The following is a 17,378-nucleotide window of genomic DNA, read 5'->3' as shown; positions in this document are numbered from 1 at the left end:
TCCTCATTTCTAAAGAAAATCATATATCGTCAGATTTTCATACACTTTATTTTTTAAATTCCCTACTGACACGCCAACTAAACGTATATTGTCAAATTTCTCTTTTAGGTCTGTATATAATAACACAGCTGTATTATAAATGGTATCCGCTTGATCTGTAAAGTCCAGTAATTTAGTTTGTTTTGTATGAGACTCAAAATCACTTGTCTTAATCTTGACAGTGATTGTATCACTTACTTTATTTAAATCCTGCAGCTTTTGAGCCACTTTATCTGAATGAGTGCGCATTGTCTGAAGAATAAATGTTTCATTCTGAACATCATGAGAGAAGGTTGACTCTTTTCCAATTGATTTTCTTACTCGGTCCACATTAATTATGTCAGAACCAATACCACGTGCTTTTTGATAGAGACTTGAACCTTTCTTACCGAATAATTCTATTAACTCTAACTCTGTCTTTCTTTTAAGTTCTCTTCCATTTGTTATTTTGAGTCTAATCATTTTCTCTTCGGTAACCTTACCCACACCTGGAAATTCACCGATTGGTAGTTCACTTAATATTGCATCAACATTTCCATAATGAATGACAGTCAAACCATTTGGCTTATTCATGCCAGATGCAATCTTCGCTAAAAATTTATTATAAGACACACCAGCTGAACACGTTAAATGAGTAGCAGACATTATATCACGCTTTATAAAAGCTGCGATTTGACTCGCACCTAAGTCTTTACGCACAAGATGGGTGATATCAAGATATGCTTCATCTAAAGAGACCGGCTGAACAATTTCTGTATAGCTCTTAAATATCGACATAATTTGAGATGAAACTTCTCGGTAAACGTCAAATCTCGGACTCACGTAATATCCATCAGGACACAATTGATGTGCACGGGCAGTCGGCATGGCGCTATGTATACCGAACTTCCGCGCCTCATAGCTACAGGTTGCCACTACACCACGGTTACGACTCTTACCACCAACAATAACCGGCTTTCCCCTTAGATCAGGATTATCTCTTTGTTCCACTTGCGCAAAGAACGCATCCATATCGATGTGAATAATTCTTCTCGTCATATTATCACTTCTTTAATTTTAATATTTATATTATATATGAAAAAGAAATGATGGTGTTAATGAGTGGATTGATTGAGTTTGAATGCGATGGTATTTTATCTTTACAGCCGCATACTCACAACAAAAAACGCATAACATAAGCTATGCGTTCAATATATTATTTCGTAAGCCTAACAACACATTCAACATGTGGTGTCTGAGGAAATAAATCTACAGGTTTTACGGTTTCAATCTTATATCCTGCATCCGCAAATTTACGACAGTCACGTGCACATGTTGAAGGATTACAGCTGACGTAAACAATTTTCTTCGGATTTTGAGCAATCAATGTCTGAATAAATTCATCGTCTAAACCTTTACGTGGCGGGTCAACGACTGCAACATCAAACTTAATGCCTTCTTCACTCCACTTCGGTAATATCTCATCTGCAGATCCTGTTTCAAAATGAGCATTCAATATACCATTTAACTTAGCATTTTGTTTAGCCATCTTAATAGACTCATGTACAATTTCCATCGCATAGACTTGTTTCGCTTGCTTGGCCAATGCTAAAGAGATCGTTCCGATACCGCAATAGGCATCAAGTACCGTTTCTGTACCATTGAGATCAGCTGCTTCCAGTGCTAATTTATAGAGTTCTTCTGCTTGTGGTGTATTCACCTGGAAGAATGAGTTAGGAGATACTCTAAATTCTAAATCGAGCATCTTATCAGTATAATAAGGCGTACCGTGTAAAACAGTATTGTTACGTCCTAAAATCACATTGCCTTCCTGGTTATTAAAGTTTAATACAACACTTTCCACATTATCAATGGTAGTTACAATATCATGTGTAATTGAGTCAATATTTGCTAAACGTTTCTTATTGGTCACTAAAACAATCATTAATTGTCCTGTGTAATGACCACGTTTAACAACAATATGTCGCACTTCACCATTATGGTTACGCTCGTTATAAGGTACGATATCATATTTACGTAAAATATCTCTTACTTTCACAATTGCTGCATCAATCTCTTTATGCTGGATATAGAAATTTTCTACCGGAACGAGTTGATGGCTGTTCTTTCTGAAAAATCCTGTTTCAAGCATGCCTCCAATTGACCTCACTGGAATTTGCGCTTTATTACGATATTCATAAGGTACTTCCATTCCAACCGTTTCAGCAACTTTTATACCTTTGAATTTGCCAAGACGTTCAAATGCACTTTCTACTAAATGCTGCTTAAACTTCAACTGTGCTGGATAAGATAAATGTTGTAAAGTCATCGTCCCGATTTTTCGACCTACGATATCTTTTTCTTCAACACGGTCAGGACTTTTCTTTAGAATTGTTTGTAGTCGGGCAAATCCAAATGACTTACCAACTTTCATTACTTTAATGATCACTTCTTCTCCTGGCAGTGCACCTTCAACGAAAAACGGATAATCATCGATTTTGACAACACCTGCTCCTTCGTGCGTTAAATCTACAACTGTTCCTTGTAATTCTTCGTTTTTGTTAAATTTAATTTGTTTCATGTTTTCTCCTAAAGGTTTATTTCAAAATATTGAATAGAATTCATTATTTTGAGGCTGTTGCAAAGATATTATTTATCTTTTATTAAAGCTGTATTAAGTTCGTAAATTAAATAATCCTCGTCGTACAAATCTGTTTCTGTTATACCCGGTTGCAGATATTCAATCCCTTTTGGGCTTGATTTAAATTTAAAAATGCCGTCCTGTAAGAATGTAAAAGGTCTAGTCGGCTCAAAATCAATACCATGCGTTTTTATATAATCGATAATGATTTGTCTGATTTCGATGTCTTCCAGCTGTATCTTTGTCACAGCTGCATCTTTTAATATCGGACAGAAGTTTGTGCGATAATCTGTCGTTAGTACAGTAAACTGTTGTTCATCAGTCACAGGCTGATTTAAATAAGTTAACTCTTCAATACGATACGTGTCATTTATTTTCTCACCTACATTACTGTACCTTGCTTCACATGATAAGTCTATACTATAGTTTAATTCATAGAAAATATCCATATTATAACTAGGAAATCCTGGTGCTGTGGATTTGTTATCCTTTACAATATATTCACTACCAATTGTGTTATAGCACGATACGCTCCATTCCACCCATTCTCGTAAAACTTTACCTGTTATATTTACAGCTGATAATTTATTCGGGAAGCGATAAATGTTTAAAGCGTCTTTTAATGTTAGTCTGCCGCTTTCAATATCTATATAGTCATTTACACCATCTCGTCCAGCCTTAATCGGTGCACTTGTTGAAATGATATTCGGACTCGCAAGCGTTAATTGATGATTTTTTATTAATTCCTCGGTCGCAAATTTTCCTGCTTTAGCTATTACTTCAACTACACTACTTGGCCCCACCTGTGCAAAATAACTTTCATGATGTCGATGAGTAATACCTATCGGACGCTTCACATACTCAAGTACACCATCGTGCGCATTTTTATTTACATCAATTAAGTGCGTGTTGATAACAACGTCACTTGATTTTAATTCAATCACACTGCTTTTACCGTCCACTATATTAAAACCTGTTTCTGTCTTCTCAAGTTCTATATCAATTCGTCCTAAATGACTTGCAAAACACATTGGCTGAACACCGTAGGCATGAAATACTTTACCGTTTACTGCATCCACATCTTTAATATCTGCATAATCAGGTCCAGGAAATTGCTGATGTGTATGACCGAAGACAAATGCATCAACGGCTTCTATCTGTGCTAGGCGATAGACTTGATTCTCATTACCACGCATTTCCTCTAATTGCTCCTGATCTAAACCCGTGTGCATTAATGCTACAACAATATCACACCCTTGAGCTTTCAATTGATTGCTGTATTGCAATAGTGCATCATACATATCCTCAACAAGGACTCGACCCGTTAAATGTTCTTTATCCCACATCATTATTTGCTCTGGGACAACTCCTGTAATACCAATTTTTATGGAAGTGCCATCATTATATGACTTCTCGACGATATGGTACGGTTTAACGACAAAGTCTCCATTGATGTGCTTTACATTACAATTGACTAGCGGAAATAAACCCTGTTTTTGCGCTGTGTCTAGATAATCCAGCCCGTAATTAAACTCATGATTTCCTAAAGTTCCTGCGTCATATCCAATTTCATTCATCATATTGATTGCCGGATGTATATCCGGACGCACATTTGCCGCATAGTCTGCCATTATATTACCTTGCAGTATATCTCCATTATCGACAACGAGCGTAGCAATGTCTTGTTGTTCATTCAGAGATTTTATCTCTTCTATCTTACTCCCCGCTAAAATAAGTCCATTAATTTGCATTTCACGTTCTAAAAAATAATCATATAAGCTAATATGACTATGCGTATCTGTCGTTGCTAATATAGATAATTTATACATTGGTGCGCCACCTTTCATTTTTTATTTTAGTAGAAAAATAAGCCGCTGTCACATTTCACACTTTAGATTAATCAGTGATTATTACGGGTATTCAAGAATAAAAGGAGTGAGGACATGTATAATGATCTAAAAGACAAAGTAGCAATCATTACTGGTGGGGCCTCAGGTATTGGGAAAGCCACTGCAATTCGATTTGCGAAAGAAGGAATGAACGTTGTTATTAACTACCGTTCTCGTGAAGAAGAGGCAAATGTACTTGTTGACATCATAAAAGCACTCGGTGTAGATGCTATAGCCGTGCAAGCTGATACAACAAATAAAAATGATATGGAACACTTAATCGCACAAACAATCCAGCATTTCGGTGCTTTTCATATTATGGTAAACAACGCAGGGATTCAGTCAGATATACCAAGTCATACTATGGCCATAGAAGACTTTGATAAAGTGATTGATGTTAATTTACGTGGTACATTTATCGGCTGTCAATTGGCTCTCAAGCACTTTATGGAACGAAAGTTTAAAGGCAGTATCATAAATATATCTAGTGTCCATGAAATCATCCCCTGGCCACATTATGCGCATTACTGTGCAAGTAAGGGCGGTGTAAAATTAATGACCCAAAGCCTAGCCCTCGAATACGCACGCGTACAAATTCGCATTAATAATATAGCACCGGGAAGTATTAACACACCCATTAATGCGGATAACTTTAAAACCCCTGAAGACAAGCGTGATGCAGATTTATTCGTTCCAATGGGTTATGTAGCAGAACCAGAAGAAATTGCTAACGTTGCAGCATTTTTAGCGAGTTCAGAAAGTAAATATATCACAGGACAAACAATCGTCGCTGATGGCGGACTAAGTTTATATCCATCGCATCGCAACTTTGAACATGATGAATTATTAGAATCATTTACCGATCAAATATAAAAAAGAAGAGGACTAACCTCTTCTTTTTTATTCTTCTTTATTCAAGTCTTTAGTATACTGCGTAATAATTTCATTTTCTTTATCCGGATGTATCACATCAAGCTGACTATAAATATTGATGTGACGCTCAAGATTGATAAAGTGTGCCGGAAGTATGCCACCAAATTCTCCGTCAACATTCAGTTGTACCTTCTCAAAGCTTGATACTTTGATATCTTTTGCCTTTATATAATGTACTTTAGGGTGTTTAATATGCTCACCGCGTGAAGCTAATGAAAATACATGACCAAACTCCGCAAAATTGACCTTCTCTAAAAATAATAATGTAAAGTAGCCATCATTGATCGATGCATCAGGAACAAGTTTTTCAAAACCACCGACTGAATTCGTTAATCCAATCAGAAATAACATTACTTCACCACTAAATACTTTACCATCATATTCTATGCGAATATCAGTTGCCTTAATTTCAGGTAGCATTTCTAACCCTTTTATATAATAAGCTAGTGGTCCAAGCACTGTTTTGAGCTTACTAGGGGCTTCGTAACTTACTTCAGTAATTTTTCCGCCACCCGCAATATTGATGAAATATCTATTGTTCATTTTACCGACATCGACTGGTACAGTATTGCCTTCTATAATCACATCGACTGCCTGCATGATATCTTTTGGGATAAGTAGCGCACGACCAAAGTCGTTAACTGTCCCCATCGGTATAACTCCGATATTTGGTCGATAATCCTGCTCTGCAATACCATTAATGACCTCATTGATTGTGCCATCTCCTCCAGAGGCAATGACTAAATCAAAGCGATCTTCTACCGCTTTACGCGCAGCCTGAATCGCATCACCCGCAGCTTTTGTAGCATAAGCACTCGTTTCATAACCTGCATCTTCCAGCTTAATCAACACATCTGCTAATGATTTTTTAAATAGCTCACGACCTGAAGTCGGATTATAAATAATTCTCGCTCGTTTTCTCAAAAAAACACCACCTCGTTTACTTGTTTAAAAAGCCTCTATCTTTTAAATACAGTCTCACCAATATAAATGTTACGATGACGATACATACCTGTATTACCTTCATATATATGTCATTCTCCTGAATTGCGGGTGACATTAATACAAGCATTAATGCCATATTCATAGCGACTAGTATAATATAAATCCATCCATTTTTCATTATCTTCTTCTGCCACCAAATATATTTCTTACGATTTCACGACCTATTTGACGACCTACACTTGTTAGTACACTCGTTGCAATTTTTTGTAACTCAGATTTTGGTTCTTTTCTTTGCGTTTTGACCTTTTTATTAGCATCTTTATCTATTTCGATTTTTTCTTTTTCAGCTTGAGCATCTGAAAACTTTTGTTCCAGCAATTCATATGCACTCTCTCTATCAACTGCTTCACCATACTTTTGTTGATAAGGATTGTCAGCTAAAACTTTCTCTTTTACTGCACTGTCTATTACGCCAATTTTACTCTCTGGCGGACGTATGAAAGCACGCTCAACAATACTTGGTTGTCCGTCTTCATTTAAACATGAAATCAATGCTTCACCTGTTTTTAATTCACCAATCGCAGTGGCAACATCTAAGTCCGGATTTTGTCTAAAAGTTTCAGAAGCACTTTTTACTGCTTTTTGGTCTCTAGGCGTAAAAGAACGTAAAGCATGCTGCACACGATTCCCCAATTGACCTAAAACTTCATCGGGTAAATCAATAGGATTTTGAGTGATGAAGTAAACTCCCACACCTTTTGAACGTACTAAACGTACAACCTGTTCAACTTGTGCTACAAATGAAGGTGCAGCATCTTTAAATAAAAGGTGCGCTTCGTCAAAGAAAAACACAAGTTTTGGTTTATCCATATCTCCTGCTTCAGGTAATTCTTCAAACAGCTCAGTCAGTAGCCATAATAAAAATGTTGAATATAATACTGGTTTCATAAATAATTGATTCGCCATCAATACATTGACAAAGCCGTCACCATCTTCATTACATTCCATAAAGTCGGTTAAATTCAATGCCGGTTCACCAAAGAAATTTTGTGCACCTTGCCCTTCAAAAGTAAGTAATTTACGCTGAATAGCTCCGACGGATTGTTTTGTGATATTACCGTATTGACTACTATAAGCAGATGCATTATCAGCCATATCTTTTAATAATGCTTGCAGATCTTTTAGATCCAGTAATAATAAACCATTGTCGTCACTAATTTTAAAAGCAATATCTAATATACCTGATTGCGTATCATTAAGTTCTAATAAGCGCGATAAAAGCAGTGGACCCATTTCAGAAATCGTTGCTCTCACAGGTGCGCCGTCTACTCCAAAAATATCCCACAATCTTACCGGAAAGCTTCGAGGATGATAATCTTCTATTGATAGATCAGTTAATCTCTGCTGAATCTTATCATTCATCTCCATAGGTTCTGCAATACTTGCTAAATCACCTTTTATATCTGCAAGGAACACAGGTACACCATTTTTAGAAAATTGTTCAGCCAGTACCTTTAACGTCACTGTTTTCCCTGTCCCTGTTGCTCCAGCTATTAGGCCATGACGATTCGCCATTTGAAGTTGTAAAGTAATGTCTTTATCATTTTTTGCAATATTTACAGAAGTCATCGAAATCCCTACCCTTTTATTTTTGCATGATTACTTTTATTTTACAGTAAACTGATAAATAAGCAATTTTGACAATAAAAAAGGGCAGACAGTAATTGTCTCCCTTATGTTCATAAATTGTATATTATAATTAGTTTCTGCTACCTTCATACCAACGCAGTGCCTTCTTCTCAAGCTTAGTAATATAATCTTTCTTAGCACGCTTATAAGTGTTATAGTCATTTCGAAATTGTACAGCTTGTTGCGTTTTGAATTTTGCATATGCAATACGTTCCAGGTTATGTGTACGCAAATAATCTCTTAAAGCCAATCTTCTGGTAATTGCATCAAAGTTTGTACGTTCTATCATCGTTACATAGAATGTGAGTTGATTTTTCTTTGCAATAAACAGCCTGCACTGATCATCTGTAAACTTGCTGGCATCAACCTCTTTATAACCGATGGCTTCCATCTTATCAATAAATAAATTCACATGTGACAGTGATTTAACAATCGGTAATATATCGATTGTCTTATTCCCTGGTAAATCCACCACTGAAGTACTGCCATAATGATGAAGTTCCACAAGTTCGTTTCTAAAGATTTCAATCAGTTCTTTTGCCTCACGGATGAAAATTTGATGATAATCCTTTTCGTTCCATGGCGTATAATCAATCATATATATCCTCCGATTCGAGAAATGATACTATCGACACTTATATAGAAATATTTTACCATAATAGTAGTACTATTACTATGTCATTTTAATCATTTTCCATTTTGCAATGTGCACAACTTAACAAGTGATTCATCTTAAACTCATGAGTTATTATGCTGATATATTATTAATATGCATATTAAGTATAAATATTTCTTATTTTCTAAAAATATCTCTCTACCTTGTCAATTATGTTTACTTATTATATCCTATTAAAATAGTATTAAACTTATTTTAATGACTTTAATAAATTTTCATTATTCATAAGTTTTTTTGAAATAAATACATTCACTCAAGTGTTGTCTGTATAAATTTATACGTTTTTTTGTTACTATATTATTATTGAAAAAATATGGAGGAATTAATCGCAATGAAGAATTTATTATTTTGGCTTTACATTGTTGCAGCGCTTATTCTAATTGCAGTCGGTTATACGTTCTGGGAAACACGCGTTACTGATTCAGAAGCGAGAGAAAAAGCAATCTCTGAGCAAAGCGGTAAAGATTATTATGCTGAACAAAAAGATACTGCGAAAAAGAAAGTAAAAAAAGATACAAATAAAAAACCTAACGGCAATCTTTTCAAAAATAAAACATTCCAAACAATCTACAACAATGCGGTGAAAGATAAGAAAGTTATGAATATCACACTTATTTCAACGCCTTATCAAGTATCTGATGAAAACACTACAGTTAAAGATGAATTAGATTATGCATCGGATGATCATATTAAAGTAAATGAGGTTGAAGTATCAGGTTCATCAGCGACTGTAAGTATGGATAAAATCAACAAGACGAATCCTGACCTTATTATCTTAGATTCACTTACATTAAATGACTTCTCTGAAGATGTAACATCAAATGATCATATCGCTACAATCGAAAGCATCTATAATACAGCCGGTGACAATGATACACCAGTAGTAATCGTAGGTACACGTCCTGAGTATAATGACTCTGATTTTGCGAAGTATCAAAAAGCTGAAGAAGATTATTTCGGTGGTCAAAATAATGAGTTCTACTATGTAAACCAATCAAGCAAATGGCCAAACAACAAAGCCATTCAGGATTATTACAATGTTGAAGACGGTTTATTAACAAATCGTGGTGTTGCACGTTGGGTTACTTCTATTTCTGATTATTTATTTAACGAACAAACTGAATAAACTTTGAAACTTCATATAAAATGTCTACAAAAATCAGAGCCTATTACAAATCATATGATTTATAATAGGCTCTGATTTTTTAAAACAATCCAAAGAACTTCTTCTTTTTCTTCACAGGTTTTTCAACTTTATCTTCTTTTTCAACTTCTATCGGACTGACATAACGAATAGATTCCCCTGCCAGTACTTTTTGTGCATTTTCTTTATAACGATTAACCGCATCTTCCCCGTATTTTAAAGCAATCGTTTCATATGCTTCTTTCATAAAGTAATTTCTCGTATTAACATTATGAGCATCACTTGCAATAATATGGATGAGTCGGTGATCCATCATCATCTCAGCACATTTCTTACTAAATTCTCCTAACTGACCACAGACTACACCAGCTGTCACTTGTGCCAGTGCACCTAACTCAATTAATTCTGCTAATTTATTAGGATTCTTCTGAAGTTCACTATTTCTTTCCGGATGTGCGATAATCGGAATATATCCTTCAAGTGCCATCTTCGTAAAAAGTTGCTCAGTAAAGATCGGTACTTCATGTGATGGGAATTCAATTAATACATAGGGACTATTCTCAGACAATGTGAGTGCTTTTCCATTCTTTAAATCCTCGACAACATCGCCATAGATTCTAATTTCCTGACTTGCATGTACTTTGACTGAAATACCTTCTGATGCAATGAGATTGTTTACCTCTTCAGTTAAAGCTTTAATTTTCGGACCAAAATTTTCATAGACACCAATCTTATGATGGGGTGTTGCAATAATATCTGTAATACCTTCAGCTTGTGCAGCTCTTGCCATATCCAGTGCATCTTCTTTCGTTTGGGCACCATCGTCTATGCCAAATAATATATGGTTATGTATATCAATCATTTTATTCTCTCCTCATCCTAAACTCATTAAAACAATAGTATCAATCTCATAATAAATGTCAATTGTTTTACCATTGTTCAATCATATTAATTGATATGCAATAAAGAACCCTAAAGATTAGAAGGTACTCTTATCTTTAGGGTTATTATCAAAATATGATTATTTTATCGTTTTTCTAATTCTTCTTTTAGAATTTTATTAACCATTTGTGGGTTAGCTTGTCCTTTAGAAATTTTCATAATTTGTCCAACCAGGAAGCCTGTTGCTTTACCTTTACCATTCTTAAAGTCTTCAATTGATTGTGGATTATTATCTAATGCTTCCGTCACAAACGCTTTTAACTGTTCAGGATCAGAAATTTGAACTAAACCTTGTTCTTCCATAATCACTTTCGGTGCTTTACCTGTTTCAACTGTATCAGCAAAGACTTTTTTAGCAATTTTAGATGAGATTGTGCCGTCAGCAAGTAATTTCACCATTTCTGCTAAGTTTTCTGGTGTTAATTTTGTTTCATTTAATTCTTTTTGATTTTTATTTAAATATTCATTCACGCCACCCATTAACCAGTTTGATGAAAGTTTAGCATCTGCATCTAAGGCAATCATCGCTTCAAAGAAATCAGACATTTCTTTTGTTAATGTTAATACGTGTGCATCATATGCCGGAAGGCCGTATTCAGATACATACTTTTCTTTACGTTTATCAGGAAGTTCCGGAATTGACGCGCGCACACGTTCTTTCCATGCTTCATCGATAAATAATGGTACTAAGTCTGGTTCAGGGAAGTATCTGTAGTCATCAGAACCTTCTTTAACACGCATAAGAATCGTTTTACCAGTAGATTCATCAAAACGGCGTGTTTCCTGTAAGATTTCTCCACCGTTTAATAATACTTCTTCCTGACGTTTAACTTCGTGCTCTAAACCTTTCTTAACATATGAGAAAGAGTTTAAGTTCTTAAGCTCAGCTTTCGTACCAAACTTCTCTTGTCCAACCGGACGTAATGAAATATTAGCATCACAACGTAGTGATCCTTCTTCCATACGAACGTCAGATACACCTGTATATTGAATAATTGCTTTTAATTTTTCAAGATAAGCATAAGCTTCTTCAGGTGTACGAATATCAGGTTCAGATACAATTTCAACAAGCGGTGTACCTTGACGGTTTAAGTCAACTAATGAGTATCCATCTTTATGGTTCAGTTTACCCGCATCTTCTTCCATATGTAGACGTGTAATACCGATACGCTTTGTCTCACCATTTACTTCTATATCAATATATCCATTCTCACCAATCGGCTCATCAAATTGAGAAATTTGATAGGCTTTTGGATTATCCGGATAGAAATAGTTTTTACGGTCAAACTTAGTTGAAGTACGAATATCCATGTTCAATGCCATTGCAGCACGCATTGCCCAGTCAACAGCTGTTTTATTGACAACAGGTAATACCCCTGGATATCCAAGATCGATTACACTTACGTTTGTATTCGGTTCTGCTCCGAAATGTGCAGGAGAAGCCGAAAACATTTTTGATTCTGTTTTAAGTTCTACGTGGACCTCTAGTCCAATTACTGTTTCAAAATGCATAGTCTAATTCTCCTTATAATGATTGATAGCGTTCAGACATATTAAATACTTGTTCGTAATTATATGCGACGTTATATAATAATTTTTCATCGAATGGTTTACCGATTAACTGTAAGCCGATTGGACGTCCATTTGACTCACCACATGGTACAGAAATTGATGGAAGACCAGCTAAGTTGATTGGAATCGTTAAGATATCATTCGCATACATCGTCAACGGATCATTGATTTGAGCACCTAGATCAAACGCTACAGTTGGAGCTGTTGGTCCAACAATGACATCATAATCAGCAAATACTTTTTCGAAATCCTGTTTAATTAACGTACGTACTTTTTGTGCTTTTTTGTAGTAAGCATCGTAATAACCTGAACTTAATGCATATGTTCCAAGCATAATACGACGTTTAACTTCGTCTCCGAAACCTTCCTGACGTGTCTTTTTATATAATTCTTCTAAGTTCTTAGCGCCTTCTGCCTGGTAACCATAACGAATACCATCAAAACGTGCTAAGTTTGCACTTGCTTCACTTGAAGAAAGAATATAATATGTTGCGACACCATATTTAGAATTTGGTAATGAAACTTCTGAGATTTCAGCACCCATTTTTTCAAGTTCTTTAATTGCATTTTGTACTGAAGTACGGACTTCCTCGGATACTCCCTCACCTAAATATTCTTTAGGTACCGCAACACGTAAGCCCTTAATATCTTTTTCAATAGAAGATGTAAAATCTACATCTTCTACAGGAGCACTTGTTGAATCCATTGCATCATGTCCTGAAATAATTTCTAAAACTTTCGCGTTATCTTTAACATTTCGTGTAATCGGCCCGATTTGGTCAAGGGAAGACGCAAATGCAACTAAACCGAAACGTGATACACGACCATAAGTTGGTTTCATCCCAACAACACCACAGTATGAAGCCGGCTGACGAATTGAACCACCTGTGTCACTACCTAATGAGAAAGGTACTAAGCTTGCTGCAACTGCTGCAGCACTACCACCTGAAGACCCACCTGGTACTGCACTATGATCAAATGGATTCACAGTTTTCTTATAGAATGAATTCTCAGTAGAACCACCCATTGCGAATTCGTCCATATTTAATTTACCAACAACGATACCATTTTCGGCATTTAATTTATTCATAACCGTTGCGTCATAAACCGGATTAAAGCCCGTCAAAATCTTTGACGCACATGTTGTTTCTAAATCTTTCGTTACGATATTATCTTTAATCCCCATAGGTATACCAAATAACTTACCACTCGGCTCCTGGTTATCCATTTGTTTCGCTTTATCCATCGCTACAGCTTCATCCAATGCTAAGAATGAATTGATTACTGCATCATCCTGTTTAATATTCTTATATGTTTCTTCAATTAATTCAGAAGGTTTTACTTTCTTCTCTTGAATCAATTTAGTTAAGTTTTCGATAGATTCATATCTTAATGACATTATTATTCTCCTCCGTCTAAAATCGATGGCACTTTAAATTGACCTGCTTCAGTGCTACGTGCATTCTTTAAGATTTCTTCCTGTGTTAAGCTCTTATGTGCTACGTCTTCACGTAATACATTTTGTAGGTCTAATACGTGGAATGTTGGTTCAACATTCTCAGTATCTACTTCTTCCAGTTGATCAGCGAAATTTAAAATCGCCTCTAACTGTGAGCTGAACTTTGTTGCTTCTTCTTCAGTGATTTCAAGACGTGCGAGATGTGCTACGTGCTTTACTTGTTCATTTGTTACTTTTGACATGAATATATTCCTCCTGAACTTTATAACATCTTTAAATTTTATCAAATTTTTTGATAAAAATCTAAAATAATTAAAATATATCTATGAAAACGCTTTAATAGCGATTATAATAAATTATACAAAATATTCTGATTTAATATATTAAAGGGTTAAAAGGGGGATTACAATGTTTTTATTAGGAAATACATTTCAAAATGTAAAGATCGAAGCAACATGGATGACATATGTCATGATTGCAGTATACTTCCTCATTTTACTCGGCATCGGCTACTACGCCTATAAGCAATCAACGAGTACACTGGATGAATACATGCTTGGGGGAAGAAACCTAGGGGCACTTGTTACAGCATTATCAGCTGGTGCAGCCGATATGAGTGGATGGATGCTGATGGGATTACCGGGGTCTGTTTATACAACTGGTATCTCGGCAGCATGGATTGCCATCGGTCTAACGTTTGGTGCATGGCTGAACTATATTTTAGTAGCACCACGCCTACGCGTATACACTGAACTTGCAGATAACGCCATTACAATTCCTGATTTCTTTGAGAAACGTGTAAGTGACCATACACGTATTTTAAAAATCATTTCTGGATTAGTTATCGTTGTTTTCTTTACTTTATACACACATGCCGGAATGGTTTCAGGTGGCGTATTATTTGAAAGTGCTTTTGGTCTTAACTATCATGTTGGCTTAATTTTAACAGCCGGTATTGTTATTATTTATACATTATTCGGTGGTTATTTAGCGGTATCTTTAACAGACTTCTTCCAGGGAGTCATCATGTTAATCGCTTTAGTGTTAGTACCCATCGTTGCAATCATGAAATTAAATGGCTTAGAAGCTTTTGACACAGTGGTTGAACTTAAACCAACAAACTTAGATATCTTTAAGGGGACGACGACGGTAGGTATTATTTCTTTACTTGCTTGGGGATTAGGTTATTTTGGACAACCACACATTATCGTTCGTTTTATGTCGATTAAATCTCACAGAATGTTACCGACAGCAAGACGCATCGGTATCTCATGGATGGCAACATCATTGATTGGAGCTGTTGTTACAGGACTTGTAGGTATTGCATTTATTCATGAATCAGGTACAAAGCTTGATAATCCTGAAACCATCTTTGTCGTAATGAGCCAAGTATTATTCCATCCATTAATTGCAGGATTCTTCTTAGCAGCAATCCTTGCAGCTATTATGAGTACTATCTCATCACAGCTACTTGTAACAAGTTCTGCATTAACTCAAGATTTTTATATGTTACTGACTAAAACTAGCTTACAGGATAAATCACGTGAGAAAGAATTCGTTATGATAGGACGTTTATCAGTATTAATCGTCGCAGTTATAGCAGGAGCAATTGCATGGAGTCCTAATGATACAATCCTTAACTTAGTCGGTAATGCCTGGGCAGGATTCGGTGCTGCGTTTGGACCACTTGTATTATTATCATTATACTGGAAAGGTTTAACTAAGAACGGAGCAATCACTGGTATGGTATTAGGATCTGTAACAGTTATCTTCTGGATCTTTATGAAATCACATGGTGGAATATTCGAATACTACGAAATCATTCCTGGATTTATCATCAGTTTAGTATCTACAGTAATCGTTTCAATGATTACTCCTAAACCTGAACAACGTATTATTGATGAATTTGATGAAATGAAGCGTATTGTAAGAAGTTAATATAGAATTATTATGAGGAAATGGCCATGTTTTATTTTCATGGTCATTTGCTCTTTGTTTTTTTCGTCTATCATGAGGGAAACGACCATGTTTTAATTTCTTGGTCATTTGTTCTTTGCTTTTTTCGTCTATCATGAGGGAAACGACCATGTTTTATTTTCTTGGCCATTTGCTCTTTGTTTTTTTCGTCTACTATGAGGGAAACGACCATGTTTTATTTTCATGGTCATTTGTTCTTTGTTTTTTTCGTCTACCATGACAGAAACGGCCATGTTTTATTTTCTTGGCCGCTTACTAAGCCCGATAAATAAAAAATCACCTGATGCACTAATTAATAGCATCAGGTGATTTTATTTATTGTCTATATACATGAATCTTTGGTTCTTTATCCTCTTTATCCTTAACGATTAAAGCAAGTGGTTTATCATTATCAACAACTGATATTTCTAAATGATCGATATGATTAAAATTCTTCATGGCAAGGTCAGCGATATACTGAGTAACTCCTACTACCTCTGCTTTACCGAAATAATCTAACGGTACATTAATGTTTAATTCTTTAATCGAATCATTCACAAAATATCCTGTTCCTATCGATTGTGTAAAGTTAGGGAAATAGGTTTGCAGCTGATCGTTAAACTGTTTATAATCATTATTCAACTTCTCATTCAGTTTGTCCGCTTCACCTGATGGTAATAATACATATTTCTCATTAAGGGCTTTCCACTTACCGATTTTTTTACTATTTTCTTCACTCACTGCATACGACACAAAATTACCAGGCGTAATACTTTCTGCCGAAGACTGTATAAAGATTGCAAAGGTAATCGGAATATCTTTTAATTCCTGCTTCACACGTAGACGTGAAAGGATTTCACCAGCCATTTCTTTACCTTTCTTCTCCACTTCTTCCTTATCTAGCTCTTCGCTATATACATCACCATAGTCTTCTTTTTGATAGTAGTATACACTATTCATCGCAAGTCCTATCGTCATCCCTGATATTTTCTCTCGCTTCGCATCAGATTCAGTAAAGAAATCCTGTTCAATGATATGTGATAGATAAGCCGGCGATTCTTTAGCTATTTTCGTCGGATCAGTCTCCCCTTTATGCGAAGGATTCAATCCAAAATTTGCATATGCGTTCTTTTCGATTCGTTCATCCTTATCCATCTTATCTATTTCTTCTTTTGTATATTGTGGTTCAAGATAACTTTCGACCGCATTTTTATTCAATAACTGTCCATCGCGGTAAAGATATTCATCCGGTGAAAAGACATTCTTACTGATGCGTAATAATCCAGTTTCAAATGCCTCACCATTATAACTGCTTGCCATATTCGTACTCGTTAATCCACGTGCCTGACTTTCTTTAAAGGGTAATAATGTTCTAAAATAGTCATTTGAGATTTGAATATCTGTAGCGATTTGCTTTTCTTCTTTTTTCTTGCTTTGTTCATTCGTTGTATCAGTATTTGAACAACTTGCTAATATGATTGTCGATAATACTAAATAGCCTAATCGTTTCATCT

15 protein-coding genes are annotated in these 17,378 nt (G+C 35.5%); 3 read left to right on the top strand and 12 right to left on the bottom strand.

All coding sequences use genetic code 11. The features are described from left to right. Window positions 1-9: 9 nt before the first annotated feature. From dinB to ACMGE6_RS07080, 3 genes are all read right to left on the bottom strand, one after another. A complete protein-coding gene (dinB, locus tag ACMGE6_RS07090; protein WP_414053277.1) occupies window positions 10-1,077 on the bottom strand; it encodes a DNA polymerase IV in 1,068 nt (355 codons plus the stop codon). A 157-nt stretch (window positions 1,078-1,234) separates the two neighbouring features. Then, window positions 1,235-2,599, bottom strand: coding sequence for a 23S rRNA (uracil(1939)-C(5))-methyltransferase RlmD (rlmD, locus tag ACMGE6_RS07085; protein ID WP_414053276.1), 1,365 nt, complete (start codon window positions 2,597-2,599; stop codon window positions 1,235-1,237). A 68-nt stretch (window positions 2,600-2,667) separates the two neighbouring features. Then, a complete protein-coding gene (locus ACMGE6_RS07080) occupies window positions 2,668-4,488 on the bottom strand; it encodes a 5'-nucleotidase C-terminal domain-containing protein (RefSeq protein WP_414053275.1) in 1,821 nt (606 codons plus the stop codon). Window positions 4,489-4,602: 114 nt separating this feature from the next. On the opposite strand from ACMGE6_RS07080, the gene ACMGE6_RS07075 reads away from it, so the two are divergent. Beyond that, a complete protein-coding gene (locus ACMGE6_RS07075; RefSeq protein ID WP_414053274.1) occupies window positions 4,603-5,421 on the top strand; it encodes a glucose 1-dehydrogenase in 819 nt (272 codons plus the stop codon). A gap of 27 nt (window positions 5,422-5,448) precedes the next feature. On the opposite strand, the gene ACMGE6_RS07070 is transcribed toward ACMGE6_RS07075, so the two are convergent. The 4 genes from ACMGE6_RS07070 to ACMGE6_RS07055 all read right to left on the bottom strand — a co-directional run bounded on the left by ACMGE6_RS07070 (window position 5,449) and on the right by ACMGE6_RS07055 (window position 8,713). Continuing rightward, complete coding sequence (locus ACMGE6_RS07070) at window positions 5,449-6,405, bottom strand: diacylglycerol kinase (protein WP_414045821.1); 957 nt, start codon at window positions 6,403-6,405, stop codon at window positions 5,449-5,451. A 16-nt stretch (window positions 6,406-6,421) separates the two neighbouring features. Then, window positions 6,422-6,604: a hypothetical protein gene (locus tag ACMGE6_RS07065; RefSeq protein WP_414053273.1), complete on the bottom strand. Its 183-nt coding sequence runs from the start codon at window positions 6,602-6,604 to the stop codon at window positions 6,422-6,424. After that, a complete protein-coding gene (locus tag ACMGE6_RS07060; protein WP_414053272.1) occupies window positions 6,604-8,055 on the bottom strand; it encodes a helicase HerA-like domain-containing protein in 1,452 nt (483 codons plus the stop codon). Before ACMGE6_RS07060 ends, ACMGE6_RS07065 begins: the two co-directional genes overlap by 1 nt. A 130-nt stretch (window positions 8,056-8,185) precedes the next feature. Continuing rightward, window positions 8,186-8,713: a GrpB family protein gene (locus ACMGE6_RS07055; RefSeq protein ID WP_414053271.1), complete on the bottom strand. Its 528-nt coding sequence runs from the start codon at window positions 8,711-8,713 to the stop codon at window positions 8,186-8,188. A gap of 409 nt (window positions 8,714-9,122) precedes the next feature. On the opposite strand from ACMGE6_RS07055, the gene ACMGE6_RS07050 reads away from it, so the two are divergent. Next, complete coding sequence (locus tag ACMGE6_RS07050; protein WP_414053270.1) at window positions 9,123-9,917, top strand: hypothetical protein; 795 nt, start codon at window positions 9,123-9,125, stop codon at window positions 9,915-9,917. Between the two features lie 79 nt (window positions 9,918-9,996). On the opposite strand, the gene ACMGE6_RS07045 is transcribed toward ACMGE6_RS07050, so the two are convergent. The 4 genes from ACMGE6_RS07045 to gatC form a co-directional block, all read right to left on the bottom strand. Next, window positions 9,997-10,797 (bottom strand): tyrosine-protein phosphatase, encoded by an 801-nt coding sequence (locus ACMGE6_RS07045; RefSeq protein ID WP_414053269.1) that lies wholly within the window; start codon window positions 10,795-10,797, stop codon window positions 9,997-9,999. Window positions 10,798-10,961: 164 nt separating this feature from the next. Beyond that, a complete protein-coding gene (gatB, locus tag ACMGE6_RS07040) occupies window positions 10,962-12,389 on the bottom strand; it encodes an Asp-tRNA(Asn)/Glu-tRNA(Gln) amidotransferase subunit GatB (RefSeq protein WP_414045815.1) in 1,428 nt (475 codons plus the stop codon). Between the two features lie 13 nt (window positions 12,390-12,402). Beyond that, a complete protein-coding gene (gene gatA, locus ACMGE6_RS07035) occupies window positions 12,403-13,848 on the bottom strand; it encodes an Asp-tRNA(Asn)/Glu-tRNA(Gln) amidotransferase subunit GatA (protein WP_414053268.1) in 1,446 nt (481 codons plus the stop codon). A 2-nt stretch (window positions 13,849-13,850) separates the two neighbouring features. Continuing rightward, on the bottom strand, window positions 13,851-14,150 hold the full coding sequence (gene gatC / locus ACMGE6_RS07030; RefSeq protein ID WP_414045813.1) for an Asp-tRNA(Asn)/Glu-tRNA(Gln) amidotransferase subunit GatC: 300 nt from the start codon (window positions 14,148-14,150) through the stop codon (window positions 13,851-13,853). Window positions 14,151-14,316: 166 nt separating this feature from the next. Here gatC and putP point away from each other — a divergent pair, with 166 nt between their 5' ends. Continuing rightward, the gene (gene putP / locus ACMGE6_RS07025; protein ID WP_414053267.1) at window positions 14,317-15,846 is read left to right on the top strand and encodes a sodium/proline symporter PutP; all 1,530 of its coding nucleotides are present in this window, start codon (window positions 14,317-14,319) and stop codon (window positions 15,844-15,846) included. Window positions 15,847-16,200: 354 nt separating this feature from the next. Here the strand turns inward: putP and ACMGE6_RS07020 are convergent, their stop codons facing one another. Next, entirely contained in the window at window positions 16,201-17,376 is a 1,176-nt protein-coding gene (locus ACMGE6_RS07020; RefSeq protein ID WP_414053266.1) for a CamS family sex pheromone protein, read from the bottom strand. Between the last annotated feature and the right edge of the window lie 2 nt (window positions 17,377-17,378).

The organism is Macrococcus equi, from assembly GCF_047426745.1.
Lineage (GTDB): Bacteria > Bacillota > Bacilli > Staphylococcales > Staphylococcaceae > Macrococcoides > Macrococcoides equi.
Note: the sequence above shows the minus strand (reverse complement) of the source record. Positions and strands in the feature narration are given on the sequence as shown.

What these genes read in the sequence shown, in the direction of transcription:
- dinB (WP_414053277.1), bottom strand. Translation starts at nt 1,077, where the DNA reads ATGACGAGAAGAATTATTCACATCGATATGGATGCGTTCTTTGCGCAA.
- rlmD (WP_414053276.1), bottom strand. Translation starts at nt 2,599, where the DNA reads ATGAAACAAATTAAATTTAACAAAAACGAAGAATTACAAGGAACAGTT.
- ACMGE6_RS07080 (WP_414053275.1), bottom strand. Translation starts at nt 4,488, where the DNA reads ATGTATAAATTATCTATATTAGCAACGACAGATACGCATAGTCATATT.
- ACMGE6_RS07075 (WP_414053274.1), top strand. Translation starts at nt 4,603, where the DNA reads ATGTATAATGATCTAAAAGACAAAGTAGCAATCATTACTGGTGGGGCC.
- ACMGE6_RS07065 (WP_414053273.1), bottom strand. Translation starts at nt 6,604, where the DNA reads ATGAAAAATGGATGGATTTATATTATACTAGTCGCTATGAATATGGCA.
- ACMGE6_RS07060 (WP_414053272.1), bottom strand. Translation starts at nt 8,055, where the DNA reads ATGACTTCTGTAAATATTGCAAAAAATGATAAAGACATTACTTTACAA.
- ACMGE6_RS07055 (WP_414053271.1), bottom strand. Translation starts at nt 8,713, where the DNA reads ATGATTGATTATACGCCATGGAACGAAAAGGATTATCATCAAATTTTC.
- ACMGE6_RS07050 (WP_414053270.1), top strand. Translation starts at nt 9,123, where the DNA reads ATGAAGAATTTATTATTTTGGCTTTACATTGTTGCAGCGCTTATTCTA.
- ACMGE6_RS07045 (WP_414053269.1), bottom strand. Translation starts at nt 10,797, where the DNA reads ATGATTGATATACATAACCATATATTATTTGGCATAGACGATGGTGCC.
- gatB (WP_414045815.1), bottom strand. Translation starts at nt 12,389, where the DNA reads ATGCATTTTGAAACAGTAATTGGACTAGAGGTCCACGTAGAACTTAAA.
- gatA (WP_414053268.1), bottom strand. Translation starts at nt 13,848, where the DNA reads ATGTCATTAAGATATGAATCTATCGAAAACTTAACTAAATTGATTCAA.
- gatC (WP_414045813.1), bottom strand. Translation starts at nt 14,150, where the DNA reads ATGTCAAAAGTAACAAATGAACAAGTAAAGCACGTAGCACATCTCGCA.
- putP (WP_414053267.1), top strand. Translation starts at nt 14,317, where the DNA reads ATGTTTTTATTAGGAAATACATTTCAAAATGTAAAGATCGAAGCAACA.
- ACMGE6_RS07020 (WP_414053266.1), bottom strand. Translation starts at nt 17,376, where the DNA reads ATGAAACGATTAGGCTATTTAGTATTATCGACAATCATATTAGCAAGT.